At 39.3% G+C, this 16,127-nt stretch carries 5 protein-coding genes, 3 pseudogenes and 1 riboswitch; of the genes and pseudogenes, 1 reads left to right on the top strand and 7 read right to left on the bottom strand.

The genetic code is table 11. The features are described 5' to 3' along the window. Positions 1 to 150: 150 nt before the first annotated feature. The 4 genes and pseudogenes from JCM17102_RS06625 to mutA all read right to left on the bottom strand — a co-directional run. Positions 151 to 2,107, bottom strand: a pseudogene (locus JCM17102_RS06625) (DNA topoisomerase 3); the annotation flags it as partial. Positions 2,108 to 2,164: 57 nt separating this feature from the next. After that, the gene (locus JCM17102_RS06620; protein WP_025074493.1) at positions 2,165 to 4,093 is read right to left on the bottom strand and encodes a sensor histidine kinase; all 1,929 of its coding nucleotides are present in this window, start codon (positions 4,091 to 4,093) and stop codon (positions 2,165 to 2,167) included. Between the two features lie 332 nt (positions 4,094 to 4,425). Next, positions 4,426 to 6,573, bottom strand: a complete 2,148-nt coding sequence (gene scpA / locus JCM17102_RS06610) for a methylmalonyl-CoA mutase (protein ID WP_025074492.1) — start codon at positions 6,571 to 6,573, stop codon at positions 4,426 to 4,428. A 1-nt stretch (position 6,574) separates the two neighbouring features. Then, positions 6,575 to 8,476: a methylmalonyl-CoA mutase small subunit gene (gene mutA / locus JCM17102_RS06605; RefSeq protein WP_025074491.1), complete on the bottom strand. Its 1,902-nt coding sequence runs from the start codon at positions 8,474 to 8,476 to the stop codon at positions 6,575 to 6,577. A gap of 501 nt (positions 8,477 to 8,977) precedes the next feature. On the opposite strand from mutA, the pseudogene JCM17102_RS26510 reads away from it, so the two are divergent. Next, positions 8,978 to 10,641, top strand: a pseudogene (locus JCM17102_RS26510) (putative transporter). A gap of 86 nt (positions 10,642 to 10,727) precedes the next feature. Here JCM17102_RS26510 and JCM17102_RS06595 read toward each other — a convergent pair. The 3 genes and pseudogenes from JCM17102_RS06595 to JCM17102_RS06585 all read right to left on the bottom strand — a co-directional run bounded on the left by JCM17102_RS06595 (position 10,728) and on the right by JCM17102_RS06585 (position 15,659). Then, positions 10,728 to 11,357: a cytidylate kinase-like family protein gene (locus tag JCM17102_RS06595; protein ID WP_025074490.1), complete on the bottom strand. Its 630-nt coding sequence runs from the start codon at positions 11,355 to 11,357 to the stop codon at positions 10,728 to 10,730. Positions 11,358 to 11,408: 51 nt separating this feature from the next. Next, positions 11,409 to 14,170, bottom strand: a pseudogene (locus JCM17102_RS26505) (outer membrane beta-barrel protein). A gap of 1 nt (position 14,171) precedes the next feature. Then, positions 14,172 to 15,659, bottom strand: coding sequence for a cobyric acid synthase (locus JCM17102_RS06585; protein ID WP_025074489.1), 1,488 nt, complete (start codon positions 15,657 to 15,659; stop codon positions 14,172 to 14,174). A 244-nt stretch (positions 15,660 to 15,903) separates the two neighbouring features. Then, positions 15,904 to 16,120: riboswitch (cobalamin riboswitch) on the top strand. Positions 16,121 to 16,127: the final 7 nt, after the last annotated feature.

Genomic DNA, 16,127 nt, shown 5'->3' with positions numbered 1-16,127 from the left:
AGCCATAAGCTGTTTTTCCTTTAATAATTGTGCCTTTACCACACAAGGGACATGGTTGTCCCACTATCAAATCTACAGCTAAAATCGAAGCAGATTCCGGAGTTTTCTCTGCATTTATCAAAGTCTTATTCTCCCTTTTTACCTCATTCCTTGGTTTACTTTCTTTGGGAGTAGTCGGTTTCCTTTCCCGTTTCTTAGGTTCTTTCTTTTCTTTTTCTTCCACCTGAGAAGTAGCATCCTGAATAGTAATCCTTCGATTCGTATTATCAGAAAGTACACTCATTACAATTTCAGACACCATCTGCTTCAATTCTTCCAAAAATTGCCGGGCGTCATATGTTCTCTTTTCAATCTCACGTAATTTCTTCTCCCAGATACCTGTCAATTCCGCTGATTTCAACAATTCTTCATGAATCAACTGTACCAACTCCACTCCTGTAGGTGTAGCAATAAGGTTCTTTCTTTCCTTACGAATGTAATTCCGCTTGAACAAAGTCTCAATAATAGCAGCACGTGTAGACGGGCGACCAATACCATTTTCTTTCAGTGCGTCGCGCAATTCATCATTATCTACCAACTTTCCGGCAGTTTCCATTGCACGAAGCAAGGTAGCCTCTGTATAAGGTTTAGGTGGTTGAGTCCATTTCTCATTCAGATCAGGAACGTGAGGTCCACTCTCTCCTTTCACAAAAGCAGGAAGTACATCCTCACTCTCTCCTTCTTTCTCTTCAGTAGGTTCTTTTACATCCTTTGCAAAAACAATGCGCCACCCCGGCTCCAAAATCTGTTTACCGGTTACCTTGAACTCTATCTTATCCACTTCACCCATTACGGTCGTAGTGGAAATCTTACAATCAGGATAAAATACTGCAATGAAACGACGAGCTATCAGATCATAAACACGACGTTCCATATCAGTTAGATTCTGCGGATAGACCCCCGTTGGAATAATAGCATGGTGATCAGTTACTTTTGAATTATCAAATACCTTTTTCGACTTTGGTAATGTAGTACCAACTAACGGAGCAGTCAGCACTTCATAATCCCGAAGGCCTTTTAAGATTCCAGGACACTTCGGATAAATATCATCACTCAAGAAGGTGGTATCTACACGTGGATAAGTAGCCACTTTCTTTTCATAAAGAGACTGAATCAATTTCAATGTTTCATCGGCAGAATATGCAAACTTTTTATTGCATTCTACCTGAAGAGAAGTCAGGTCAAACAAACGGGGCGCATACTCTTTACCATCCTTCTTACCGACACTAGTAACTACAAAAGGTAAATCCTTGATGCGGTCTACTAATGCCTCTCCCTCTTCACGATTAGCAATAGGATCAATGCCCGGATTCTCTATTCTCTTTTTTCCACCATTTTTTTCTTCTTCCGCAGCAATCTCTTCATCGCTCTTCCTGATTAATGCGGAAAAAGTAGTATCACGATATACGGTTTTCAGCTCCCAATATTGCTTAGGCTGGAAATTAGCAATCTCTAACTGCCGATTGACAATCAACGCTAAAGTTGGGGTCTGCACACGCCCAATAGAAAGTACCTGCTTATTTTGACCATATTTAATTGTGTATAGACGAGTGGCATTCATCCCCAGCAACCAGTCTCCCATCGCACGAGATAGCCCTGCTTCATACAACGACTGAAATTCCATCTGATCCTTCAGTTTAGCAAACCCTTCCCGGATCGCTTCTTCTGTCAATGAAGAAATCCATAAACGTTTTACCGGACAACGCGCTCCAGCTTTCTGCATCACCCAACGCTGAATCAATTCTCCTTCTTGGCCAGCATCACCGCAGTTGATAATCTCATCTGCATTCTGCATCAACCCTTCGATAATATGAAATTGTTTTTCGTATGTAGGATTTTCTATCAACTTAATACCAAAACGAGGTGGAATCATCGGCAAACTGCTTAGACTCCATGACTTCCATCCCTGTGTATATTCATGAGGTTCTTTCAGGGTACAGAGATGACCAAATGTCCAGGTCACCTGATATCCGTTTCCTTCTATATATCCTTCTTTCTTTGTATGGGCACCGAGTACATCGGCTATATCACGCGCTACAGACGGTTTTTCGGCTATGCAAACTATCATTCTCTATTTTTCTGATTTATCGCACAAAGGTAGGCAATTTTAGCCATTCTTCTTACCTCATTCTACATAAATTCCCGAATCAACATTAGCACTGGTTTGTATTTTCCGTATCCTAAACCAAAAACGGGAACCTACACCCTCTTCCGACTCAACTCCCATCTTCCCCCCAAGCATACTAACAATGGTTTGGCAGATGGATAATCCCAAGCCTGTTCCTTCCACATAGCTATTTAGTTTATTAAAACGTCCGAAAATAGCAGCCTGCTTTTCTGTGGCAATTCCAATACCAGTATCTTTCACATAGAACTCAACCAACTCATCGTCATAAGAAAAATAACCGACCTCAATACTTCCTTTTGAAGTAAACTTAATAGCATTGTTCACCAAATTAATAAGCACCTGCATTAAGCGATTGACATCCGTAGTAAGTGGCATAGAAGTAACTGAAACATTGAGATAAAGTTCTACACCGGATCTACACTTACTAGCAAGTGAGGTAACAACGTTATTACATACATAAAAAGCATCCGTCTGACTAAAAGAAAATTCAAGTACCCCTGCTTCTATACGTGATAAATCAAGAATGTCAGAAAGTAACTGTAATAACAAGTCGCTATTACGACGGATCAATTCTACATACTCATCACGTTCCTCTTTTGTATCCACCTCATCGAGTACTCCTGAGAAACCGACAATCGCATTCAAAGGTGTACGTATCTCATGGCTCATATTTGCCAGGAAAGCGGATTTCAGCCGATCTGATTCTTCTGCTTTTCGAAGAGCAATAATCAAATCTTCTTGTGCTTGTTTCAATTTATCATTGGCATATTGTAATTTGATGTTACTCCGAAGCGTATAAATATAAAACAGCAGAAAGATCATGAATATTCCTATCACAGCGATAATGTAGTATTTATATTCTACCCAAAACGCCTGAGGTGCATTATAGTACTTTACCTTGGCTGGAAGCTTTTCCGGATTGAGGTCGTAATGATGAAAAACTTTCCACGCAATATGACATTGGTCATCGTGATAAATTTCGGGTACAATCTTTTCTGGAACCGTACCACCAAGCACCGCAAGTAAAAGATCAGCTGCCTTATTTCCCCAAAATGAAGCTTTATTTAAATAACCTCCAATGAAGAATTCTTTATCCAATCCGATATTATTAGTTATAAAAATCGGAGTAGACAATTTATTCTCCATCCGACTATACAAATAATCTTTCGAATATTCGAACCCATATTCTCCTGTCAGCCAGGAAGTCAGCAACACTCCAGCAGTAGAAGGTATAGTAGGTAAAAGTGAAAGCAAAGAATCAGTATTAATAAATCTTCCGTCGATATTTTGAACAGGAATTTGCGGATAACTCCGTTCTGCTTCCTGTTGAAGAAGTAAATGTGTATAAACCCCGTAAAAACGACTATCAGTAATAAACACAAAACGATTTAGCCCGACAATCAGGTTGTCCATTAGCGACAAATAACCTGAGGTATTCATTTCTCTCAGCACAGCAGTAGCTTTATAAGGCTTCATCATTTCAATAGTAGGAGTGAAATCATTCAAAGTGAGGCTATCTCTTTTCGCTGCAAAATCGCTAGTAGAAATAGAATGAGGCTTCACAGCACACAAAATAAGAGGTACATCTTTAAATTCTGCCACATTAACGTCCTGATATCCCATCCAGGCCTCATCAGAGACAAGTACGATAGCTCGCGGTGGATTCTTTTGATAGTTACTTAACAACACCCCCATCTTTTTCCCCCAAGTATAAGATTCGTCTTGCATCTCAGAAGATAGAAATTCACGACTGAACTCAATCGAGGGATAAACTTCTTTAAGCCGATTGCCAATAGCATCCATAATCGTATTGCTCCACTGATAGTCAGTACCGTAAGAACTAACTACAAGAACTTTTCCTGTAGCAGAAAATAGTTCTAGATGAAACAGACCTATAAATAAAATCACTATTAAAAAACGTGACATATCAATCTATATTTTGTTTGTTTATTTGCTAATAGTCCTTTTAAAAACATACAAATGTACATTATATTTCCTAGATTCTCACACAAAGGTATAAAAATGCCAGGTAATTACCCCAGATCTGACAAAACCACAGTAGCCACCGAAAGATGGATGCAGAAATATATCATTACTATCTATATTTTAGGATATAATAATCCCCTTATTGATATCCTATTTCAAAAATGAAAAAAAGAATATAATAAGGGGATGTATGATAAAGAGGTATTAGTCTAGAAAACTTTCAACTTATAAATTCTATTTTAGAATGTCCTCTTGAATCTATTGCAACCGATTTATTCTTCGTCCATCAAGATTTCCAGAATCTGACAGGCTGCTTTCGCTACCGGAGAACCTGGACCGAAAATAGCCGCTACACCTGCTTTATACAGGAAGTCATAGTCCTGTGCAGGGATTACGCCACCAGCAATCACAATAATATCTTCGCGACCCAACTTCTTCAATTCATCCAAAATCTGCGGAATCAGCGTCTTATGCCCTGCAGCCAGTGAAGAAACGCCCACTACGTGAACATCATTCTCTACTGCTTCGCGGGCAGCTTCTGCCGGTGTCTGAAACAACGGTCCCATATCTACATCGAAACCACAGTCCGCATAACCGGTAGCTACCACCTTAGCCCCCCGGTCGTGACCGTCTTGTCCCATTTTCGCAATCATAATACGAGGTTGACGTCCCTCTTTCTTCGCAAACTTCTCGGCTAATTCACAAGCACGCTTGAAGTCGGCATCATTTTTACTTTCTGATGAATACACGCCTGATATTGTTCTGATTACTGCTTTATAACGTCCTACTACTTTCTCACAAGCCAAAGAAATCTCACCCAGAGTCGCACGAACACGAGCTGCTTCTACAGCTAATTCAAGTAGATTTCCTTCTTTAGTTTCCACACACTTCGTGATGGCTTCAAGGGCTTTTTGCACGTCGGCTTCGTTACGTCCTTCTTTAAGCCTCTTCAAGTTTTCAATCTGTTCTTTACGCACAGCAGTATTGTCCACTTCCAGAATATCAATCGGATCCTCTTTCTCCAGACGATACTTATTCACACCCACAATGGTCTGCTGGCCGCTATCAATGCGAGCCTGAGTACGTGCAGCAGCTTCTTCAATACGCATCTTAGGAATACCAGTTTCAATTGCTTTTGCCATACCGCCCAGCTTCTCTACTTCCTGAATTAAATCCCAGGCCTTTTGAATCAACTCATTAGTTAATGTTTCCACATAATAAGAACCACCCCAAGGGTCTACATTCTTGCAGATATTTGTTTCTTCCTGAATATAGATCTGAGTATTACGAGCAATACGAGCAGAAAAGTCAGTCGGAAGAGCAATTGCTTCATCCAATGCATTGGTATGCAGTGATTGTGTATGTCCCAGTGCAGCAGCCATAGCTTCGATACAAGTACGACCTACATTATTAAATGGATCTTGTTCAGTCAGTGACCAACCAGAAGTCTGGCTATGCGTACGCAATGCCAATGATTTAGGGTTCTTCGGATTGAATTGTTTAACAATCTTCGCCCATAACATACGTGCGGCACGCATCTTAGCTATTTCCATGAAATGGTTGGTACCAATTGCCCAGAAGAAAGATAAACGGGGAGCAAACGCGTCGATATCAATACCTGCTGCTGTTCCTGCACGAAGATATTCCAATCCGTCGGCCAATGTGTAAGCCAATTCGATATCTGCCGTAGCTCCTGCTTCCTGCATATGGTAACCGGAGATAGAGATAGAGTTGAACTTCGGCATCTTTTGCGAAGTATACTCGAATATATCAGAAATAATCTTCATTGAAAATGCAGGTGGATAAATATAAGTATTACGCACCATGAATTCTTTCAGGATATCATTCTGAATAGTTCCAGCCATTTCTTCCAGTACAGCACCTTGCTCCAAACCTGCATTGATATAGAATGCCAAAATCGGAAGTACCGCACCATTCATTGTCATAGATACAGACATTTTATTCAAAGGAATGCCATCGAACAGAACCTTCATATTTTCTAATGAACAGATAGATACACCAGCCTTACCAACATCACCCACAACACGTTCGTGGTCAGGATCGTAGCCACGATGAGTAGCCAAGTCGAATGCAACAGACAAGCCTTTCTGTCCGGCAGCCAGATTACGACGATAGAATGCATTTGATTCTTCCGCAGTAGAAAATCCAGCGTACTGACGAATGGTCCAAGGACGAAGAGTGTACATTACTGAATAAGGACCACGCAAGTAGGGAGGAATTCCGGCTGCATATTCCAGATGTTCCATTCCTTCAAGATCTTCCTTTGTATAAACAGGCTTCACTTCAATATGTTCCGGTGTTTTCCAATTAGCGGAAATACCGTTAGCCTTTTGCCATTCAGCACCATTAGCAGGCTGAAATGCAGCATATATATCAATATTTTTAAAATCTTTTCTCATTTTACTTCAATAGTTTGGCGTTAAACTCTTTCAAGGTATCCAATACGTTTACACGAACATGGATGAAGCTCTCAATACCTGCAGCTTTAAGTTCTTCAGCACAAGCTGGATTACCGGCAACAATAAACATAGCACGTCCGTTCAATGCTTTGAAAGCAGGAATAGCATATTCTGCATATTCATCATCACTGGAACAAAGAACTACGATATCTGCTTTAGCAGCCATTGCTGCTTCAACACCAGCTTCCACAGTTTCAAATCCAAGATTATCGATTACTTCATAACCTGCACAAGCAAGGAAATTACAAGAGTATTGGGCACGGGCCTGACGCATAGCCAAGTTACCAATAGTCAGCATAAATGCTTTCGGGCGCTTACCAGAGGCTTCTGTCTCCAGACGTAAAGCTTCAAATTCGCTGGCAGCACGATCAAATACTAATGTATTCACATCCTTTGTACAAGTTTGAGCATCATTTCCACAACAACATTTCGCTTCAACCGGACGTTTTTCACCAGCTTTCTCATTAAAGTTAGGGAACTGGTTAGTACCCAACAAAATCTCGCGACGTTGAGCTACTGCTTTATGGCGAGCTTTATTGCTTTCGTTTACAGCAGCCTGAATAGTTCCTGCTTTCAACGCAGCATAAAAACCACCAGCTTCCTCTACAGCCAAGAATAGTTCCCAAGCCTGTTTAGCAATAGATACTGTAAGATTCTCAATATAATAAGAACCTGCAGCCGGGTCAATTACTTTATCAAAATGAGACTCTTCTTTTAACAATAATTGCTGGTTACGCGCCAAGCGTTCAGAGAATTCATCCGGAGTTTCATAAGTTTTATCAAACGGAACAACTGTCATTGAATCAACACCAGCCAGCGCAGCACTCATCGCCTCAGTTTGTGTACGAAGCAAGTTTACATGAGCATCAAATAAAGTGAGATTGAAAGTCGATGTTTCAGCATGAATTACCATCTTCGCAGCGCAGCGGCATTCTCCCTGAGGACCTTTATTATCACAGTCACGCAAGCATTCAGGATTATATGAAGCCACAATATTCGCCCATAACATACGTGCTGCACGGAACTTAGCAATTTCAAGGAAGTAATTAGAACTAATACCAAAATTAAATTTTATCTTCTTGGCAACTGTAGCAGCAGGTATACCTGCATCTATCAGCTGGTTCAAGTATTCATTACCCCAAGCTAACGCATAACCCAATTCCTGAGAAATATACGCACCAGCATTGTTCAGAGATAATGCATTCACATTAATTACGCGATAAAAAGGAAGCGGTTGAATAGCTTCAATCAAAGCTTTGGCAGTTTGTACCATATCACCTTTTTCCTTACCACGGGTCAGCATCTTGTTGAAGAAATCATAATTGATAGAACCTTTCAGTTTCTTCACATCATAATCCTTCTTCTGGAAATAAGCAACAAGTAGATTAGCTAACTCAACAACATGTCCCTGACAGGTTGAGAAGTTCAATTCTACACATTCAGCCTGAATATCATTTAACAACGTTTCAATATATTCAGCATTCAGTTCTTTTGCTTTTATGTGAAAAGAAAGAGAATCGACACCTTTATTCAGAATATCCAATGCTTTTGCATTTGCTTCTTTCGGGCACTCAACTCTAACTTCCTGGCGAACCATCCATTCATTGTTGTTTTTCTTCGTACCTCTTAAGTAAGGGAATTCTCCGGGAAGTGCGTTTGTTGTCTTCAAACCTTCCAAGTCCTCCAAACGGTAGAAAGGTTTTACTTTGAACCCTTCGTTTGTTTTCCAAACGAGCTTCTTCTCAAAATCAGCACCTTTCAGGTCGGCTGTAACCTTCTCCATCCATTGTTTGGTAGAGACAGGAGAAAAGTCCGAGAAGAGTTTTTCTTTTTTGTCTGCCATAGTTTATTTAAAATTAAAACAAAATTAATATTGTCCTTATATTTATCTATTTCATCCCAAATGCCCATCGTTAGATCTGCAAATATAACCATTAAGTTCAAAAGACTATCTTTTTTAGGGAAAATTCGTACAAACAGAAAGTTACTCTTTCCCGTTTAAAGGAAACGATGCAAAGACTTAGGATTCTCGGTTTATAGAATAACAATCGCTTATGCACAAAATAATTCGTTGAGCTATAGTCCTACGAATTAATATATACACCAGAAGGAATAACGATATGCAGCCAAAAGAATTAATGTACACAGTAAAAGGAATAACCATTTGAATCATTAAAAATAGTATAATTTAATAGAGAAGTAATCTTCTACAATTGAATATCTATAGAATTGCATAAATGGATATTCTTCATTTTTAATTCTTCATTTATTTGATTAGCTCCAATGTTATGACTAATTTTGCATCCGTTTTTTAGAAAAATATCATAAAAACTACTATTAAATTATGGATTGGTTACAAAGTTTACTGTGGGACCCTAGCTCCGTAGCACATATCGTATTCCTCTACGCCTTCGTAGTGGCAGCCGGTGTGTATCTTGGTAAGATCAAGATATTCGGAGTATCTCTGGGAGTCACTTTTGTTTTGTTTGCCGGCATCCTAATGGGACATTTCGGCTTCACAGCCGATACACGCATCCTACATTTCATCCGCGAATTCGGATTGATCTTGTTCGTATTCTGTATCGGTCTTCAGGTGGGGCCATCATTCTTCTCTTCCTTTAAGAAGGGTGGAATGACATTAAACCTGTTGGCTGTAGGCATCGTAGTGTTAAATATTGCTGTTGCTCTGGGGCTTTATTATCTCTGGAACGGACGTGTTGAATTGCCAATGATGGTAGGTATCCTCTATGGAGCCGTAACAAACACTCCGGGACTTGGTGCTGCTAACGAAGCACTGAATCAGTTAAGCTATAACGGTCCACAGATTGCACTTGGTTACGCCTGTGCTTATCCACTTGGTGTAGTCGGTATAATTGGCTCGATCATTGCTATCCGTTATATCTTCCGCATCAATCTGAATAAGGAAGAAGAAGTCTGAAAACACAAAGTGAAGATATACATCACAAGCCACATATGATGAGCCTTGAGGTGCGCAATGAGTCTATCAGTGGAAAAACATTGATTGAGATTAAAAACTTCCTAGGACGTCCCTTTGTATGCTCACGTATTCGTCATGATGGTCATGTAAGTATTCCGAATCATGAAACTCTCTTCTATGTGGGCGATCAGCTATTTATTGTTTGTTCGGAAGAAGATGCCGCCGCCATTACTGTATTTATAGGAAAAGAAGTAGAATTGGATTGGGAAAAGCAAGATCTTCCAATGGTATCCCGTCGTATCTTGGTTACCAAACCGGAAATCAATGGAAAAACATTAGGTTCTATGCATTTCCGCAGCATGTATGGTGTAAACGTAACTCGTGTCAATCGTTCCGGTATGGACTTGTTTGCTGATCCTAATCTGATATTACAAGTGGGTGACCGCGTTATGATAGTGGGCCAACAAGATGCTGTCGAACGTGTTGCCAACGCATTAGGTAACCAATTGAAACGTCTTGACACACCCAATATAGTGACTATCTTTGTTGGTATTTTCTTAGGTATCCTTTTGGGTAGCCTTCCTATTGCCTTCCCGGGCATGCCGACTCCATTAAAGCTAGGGTTGGCAGGCGGACCATTAGTAGTGGCTATTTTGATCGGACGTTTTGGTCATAAGCTTCATTTAGTAACTTATACTACTATGAGTGCCAATTTGATGCTTCGCGAAATAGGTATCGTGCTTTTCCTTGCGAGTGTAGGTATTGATGCAGGAGCTAATTTCGTGCAAACAGTTGTAGAAGGAGATGGGTTACTTTATGTAGGTAGCGGTTTCTTGATTACAGTGATACCATTACTTATCATCGGTGCCATTGCCCGTCTATATTACAAGGTAAACTATTTCACTTTGATGGGATTAATAGCTGGTAGCAATACCGATCCCCCCGCATTGGCTTATTCAAACCAGATAACATCCAGTGATGCACCAGCAGTTGGATATTCCACTGTTTACCCATTATCAATGTTTCTTCGTATTCTGACAGGGCAGATGATATTATTAGCAATGATGTAAATTAAGTTCTATCATAAATAGAAAAGCCGACTAAATTCATGGATGAATAAGTCGGCTTTATTTTTCTCCTCACACAATATATGTTTTCACAGTTGAAGTCTCTTTGCTACAAATTCCTCTATAAACCGTACGGTTCCATCAATACCCAATGATGAAGAGTCAATACATAAATGATAAGTAGCAGCGGCTCCCCATGTTTTAAAACTATAATAATTATAGTATTCCGAACGCCTCTTATCAGCTTTCTCCATCATTGCTTCTGCAGCTTCTTCATCAATACGATGTATCTGACAAAGACGCGCAACACGATCTTCTTTAGAAGCTGAAATAAAGATGTTTGCACACCGAGGGTGCTCTCTTAAAATATAATCAGCACAACGTCCAACAAACACACAAGATTTTTCAGCTGCCAACCGACGAATCACATCACTCTGTACTTTAAACAAAGCATCATTGCTTAAACAATTGGTACAAGGCATTGCCCCTTCACTAATAAAAGGAAACCGCATCCCAAACAAACCTCCGATAATACCTTGGGAGGCTTTTTCATCCGCTTTTTCAAAAAATTCTTTGCAAAGTCCGCTTTCTTCCGAAGCTAAATTAATCAATTCTTTATCATAGAAGTCAATACCCAAACGGGTAGCCAACCTCTCTCCTATTTCTTTTCCGCCGCTACCCAACTGGCGACCGATATTAATGACATAATTACCACTCATAGTACATTTGTTTTATGGTTTTGAAGCAAACATACGAATTATTTCCAAAACTTACATCATTGTACGGAAGTTATATTTGAAACTTACAATGAAATACCCACGTATTTGTTGACTACGATACTCATAAAATCCATCAGAAGTAACTGTACGTGTATAATTTTTCTTATCACTCAAAATATCCGACCAATATGCTGACAACTCCGCAGTTTTGTTTTTCAGAAAACGATAAGTGGCCCCCGCATTCCAGAGAACTTCGTTCTCATCATCCTTTTGAATATTGGTTCCACCTCTAAATTCATACGTTGCGTCCGTCCGTAGTTGTAGTCCGAAAGGTAAATCTACATAACTCTCAAGCCCAAACCGATAATTTCGAGTAAATGTATCATTATTATTCACCGAATTGAGTGAATACTGATATTGCCAACCTGTGGAAAAATCAAGCCCACCCCATGCTGGTTGATATGAAAGATGAGCTTCACAATTCAGATTGGAAGTACGTGTTGTACTCTTTTCCGGATCTTGACTTTTATCTTCATTGATCATACTGACTCTGTTATCACGATTTCCATGAGCATCCAATCGCAAAGAAAAGAATTTCCCCATACGTTTCCACCAATTGGCTCCGGCATTTACTCCCCAATTACCATTGATATTCATAGGATATGTCTCGCGCCCTCCCGTCTGTGAATCATATATCATAACCTGAGTTACACTATTCTGTTCCATCCGCCAACCAACATTCGCAGATACTCCTTTCGCTTGATTCTGAAAACTCAGACGTAAATTATGAGTAAACATCTGTTTAAGATCCGGATTTCCACGAGTGATATACAACGGATCACTATTATCTGTCAAAGGCATCAAATCAGACAAAGAAGCTGACGAGTCATGCCATCATAATTCAGATTCAGTTGAAGTTGTTTCTTTCGCCAACCTAACCATATCGTCGGCCGGTAATCGATAGTATTCATAGTAGTATCAGCACTAAGCTTCCCAATTTTTCTCTCAACCGTACGCTTTTGTGGAGTAACGACTACCATTACATTGAGTGTCCATGTAGTGTCATTATAGTTAATTCCCATGCTCAGATCATGACCTTTAAATCGACTACGACTTCGATTACTCAAACTATCGACATACCCCTCCTGATAATTATTAGGAAGTTTCCCGAATGTATCTGCTGTTGTCAAAGAAGAGAGTTCATACGTATCTCGATTGTCTCTCTCATACAGGGTGCTCCAGGCATACGCTGCATTCAAACGTACCTTCTTAGCTATCAATTGTGATAAAGAAAGTCCCATCCGCCAATTACCATTCCGAGTAGGTGATTGCAAATATTGATTTCGAAAAAGCACAGAATCATTACCCAACTTATCTTTCAGACGGTAATAAGTCGTATTGGAAAGAGAGAAATTTTTGTTTATTCCCCAAGTATCTGAATTTTGAAGATTCAAGCTGATGATGGTATTTCCTTTCTCATCCATTCGTCTCATAACGCTTGCCATCCACATATAATTATTTGATTGACCTTTAGATAGCGAACGATTCTCACTACGATTGATTCTGATATCTTTAGGGATCGATTCAAAATTATCAAAAAAGTTATTCTGATCAATCCCCGGAGGTGCATCAAAAGTTGCATTCTGATTACTGTTTTCACCTTGATTGGGAGATAGTGAAAAATTTCCCATAAAATTGAAACGGGTACGTTTATCAATTTTTCCATCTCCAAAGAAGTTACCGGATATATTTCTGTTTTTAGAATTGCTTTCACTAACGGAAGAAGAATATTGATTACCACTAATCAAATATTGCTCTTGATAGGTACTAGAAATATTACCATTCCGATTAAGACCATAATTCACACTACCCGATAATCTTAAATCTTCTCCTAACTTCTTTGTTATATTCAATCCTATCGAATTATTGATGTTATCTTTATAAATACTATTCTGGTATCTATTTGTAGAACGCATCATCAATGAAATATTATCTCCATTTTTCCGAAAATAGTTCGCTTGTGCTTCCAGGTCTTTTTTCCGATTATTACCAAATCCGACTTTTGCATTCACCAACCATGTTTCATTCAGTTCATCTTTAGTTTGCAGATCCAGAACATAATTTTTCTTGCCATCATCAACACCAGTAAATTCTTCCTCTTTCGAACGTTTGTCGTATACTCGTAACTTACTGACTAAATTTGCCGGAAGATTTTCCAACGCAGTCTCCTTACTACCGGAAAAGAAAGATTCTCCATTTACATTAATTTCACTAATCGTTTGACCGTTGTAACTCAATGATTTATCATTCTTATTATACACTAATCCCGGAACACGTTTCACCAAATCCTCCAGATAAGAACCTTCCGGCGTTTTATAGGCTGCGGCATTGATTACTGTTGTATCACCTTCCATCACTATCTCTTTTAATTTGGCAGTCACTACTACTTCATTAATCCGGATATCATCATCCTTCAGGACAATTGTTCCAACATTGACAGATGTTGAATCTTTCAGGCCAAGAAAAACAGATTGCATTCCCATAAAAGAAGTTTTCAACAAATATGTCTTCTTATTCTGAGGTTGAAAACGAATCGTAAAACGACCTTCCTTGTCACTTGTCGTTCCTTTTACAAAAGCAGAATCACTTTTTGATAATACGACGACACTTGCGGAAGGTAAAGGCTGTTTTTCTTTGCTTCCAGTTTCCAGTGTCAGTATCCTTCCTTTGATTGTTCTTGTCTGTTGGGCATACAAAACAGCATGTATCCCCATTAAAAATAAAAGTAGTCCGGCTAGTCTATAAGTTTTCATGTTAGTTGTGTTTCAAAATCCTATAGAACAATGGCATATTGATGTGTTTCCTCACATGAGCTGCCAATTTATCATATTGTTCTTCTTTAAATGCGGCATAATCAAATGCGTGCTGTTCCAGTTTATCAGTATAAGGCTTGAGCAAGAAATCGATAAACGATTGATTATCCAATATTCCATGGATATATGTCCCCAAACATTTACGACCGTTTCGATAACCGTCTTCCCGTCCGTCCGTCAATTGATTTAAAGAAGAAGCAACAGCTCCTTCGACAAGTACTGTCCTTCCCATATGAATTTCATATCCTTTGCAAATTGTTTCTGTTCCGTCAAAAGTAAAACTCACTTGCCGAGTTACTTTATCCCCTTGCATACTGGTAATCACAGGAAGCAATCCTAGACCCGGTAAACAGTTGAAATCTCCTTCTACTCCTTGCGGATCCCGAACTTCCAGTCCCATCATTTGATAGCCTCCACAAATTCCCATAACTGTCGCTCCTCTCTGATGAGCTTTAAGAATGGCTTGTGCCACTCCATTACAGCGAAGTTCATAAAGATCATCTAAAGTATTTTTACTTCCCGGTAGTAAAACAATATTAGCCTTCTCTATATCATCCACATTGTTGGTGTAGTACAAATGTACCCGTTCATCTCTTTCCAATATATTAAAGTCAGTAAAATTAGAAAGATGCCTTAACAATATTACGGCTATATTTATCTTGCCGACCATAGCTTCCCGATTCTTACATTCAAGCATTACAGAGTCCTCTTCTTCTATATAAATCCCTTTGAAATAAGGAATAACTCCCAACACAGGAATTCCACAAAGTTTTTCCAGCATCTTGACTCCCCGTTCAAACAGACGAATATCTCCCCTAAACTTATTGATTATAATCCCTTTAATGAGTGAACGTTCTTCCGATGTCTGTAACAAGACAGAGCCATATACACTAGCAAAGACACCACCTCGATCAATATTCGCAACAAGAAATACATCAGCTCCAGCATGTTTCGCCATCGACATATTAACCAAATCACAATCCCGGAAATTAATCTCAGAAATACTTCCGGCCCCCTCCATTACAATAGGATTAAATTGGTTGGCCAATCTATCATAAGCAGCATTTACCACTTTCCGAAGTTCTTTACGATTTTCTTTCTGAAAGAATTCATATACATTACGGTCACCAATCGGTTTCCCACCTAGTATCACTTGGGCAGTCTGTTCTGTACTAGGTTTCAGTAATAGTGGATTCATGTCAGTGTGACAAGACACTCCCGCTGCTTCCGCTTGAACAGCTTGTGCCCGTCCAATCTCCAAACCTTCAGGCGTAACATAAGAATTCAGTGCCATATTTTGTGCTTTGAATGGGGCAGGTGTATAACCATCCTGCTTCAAAATACGACAAAATGCCGCAGCTAAAACACTTTTGCCTACATCACTTCCTGTACCGGCAAGCATAAAGGAGTTAAGTCTATTCTTTTTCATTTTTCCACACCACATTAATCTGAAATAACCTAAAAAGTGATTTCAAGTTCTAAGGTGGTAAAAGTACACAATATAAAAGTGATTCAAGAGAAAAAGGCTGTAAAAAAGGCAAATTTAAGCACTAATTATATCCTTACACAATGTTATCCTTACACTCCCTAATTAAATGTCTTCAACTTTTTTATATAAAATACTCACTTCTAACATTTAACATTACACTTCTTTTCCAATTCTCAAAAAAATACTATCTTTGTGCCGTTAAGGTTCTTTCCGACAGATGTCTACGGAAAGATTAAAAGGGAATGTCGTGTAAACCGGCAACAGTTCTCGCTGCTGTAAATTTCATTTCTCCTATTAATAGGGGAATATATAGAGAAAAAAAGCCACTGGTCTTAACAAGATTGGGAAGGCGTATCTATTAAGAAATGAGTCAGAAGACCTACCTATACAAAAAAGGAATAACTCTTG

The organism is Bacteroides faecichinchillae JCM 17102 (genome assembly GCF_000614145.1).
Classification (GTDB): domain Bacteria; phylum Bacteroidota; class Bacteroidia; order Bacteroidales; family Bacteroidaceae; genus Bacteroides; species Bacteroides faecichinchillae.
This window is presented reverse-complemented; position numbering and strand designations above follow the sequence as displayed.

Excerpts from the sequence above, each read along its gene's own strand:
- JCM17102_RS06620 (WP_025074493.1), bottom strand. The coding sequence starts at position 4,093 with ATGTCACGTTTTTTAATAGTGATTTTATTTATAGGTCTGTTTCATCTA.
- scpA (WP_025074492.1), bottom strand. The coding sequence starts at position 6,573 with ATGAGAAAAGATTTTAAAAATATTGATATATATGCTGCATTTCAGCCT.
- mutA (WP_025074491.1), bottom strand. The coding sequence starts at position 8,476 with ATGGCAGACAAAAAAGAAAAACTCTTCTCGGACTTTTCTCCTGTCTCT.
- JCM17102_RS06595 (WP_025074490.1), bottom strand. The coding sequence starts at position 11,357 with ATGAGTGGTAATTATGTCATTAATATCGGTCGCCAGTTGGGTAGCGGC.
- JCM17102_RS06585 (WP_025074489.1), bottom strand. The coding sequence starts at position 15,659 with ATGAAAAAGAATAGACTTAACTCCTTTATGCTTGCCGGTACAGGAAGT.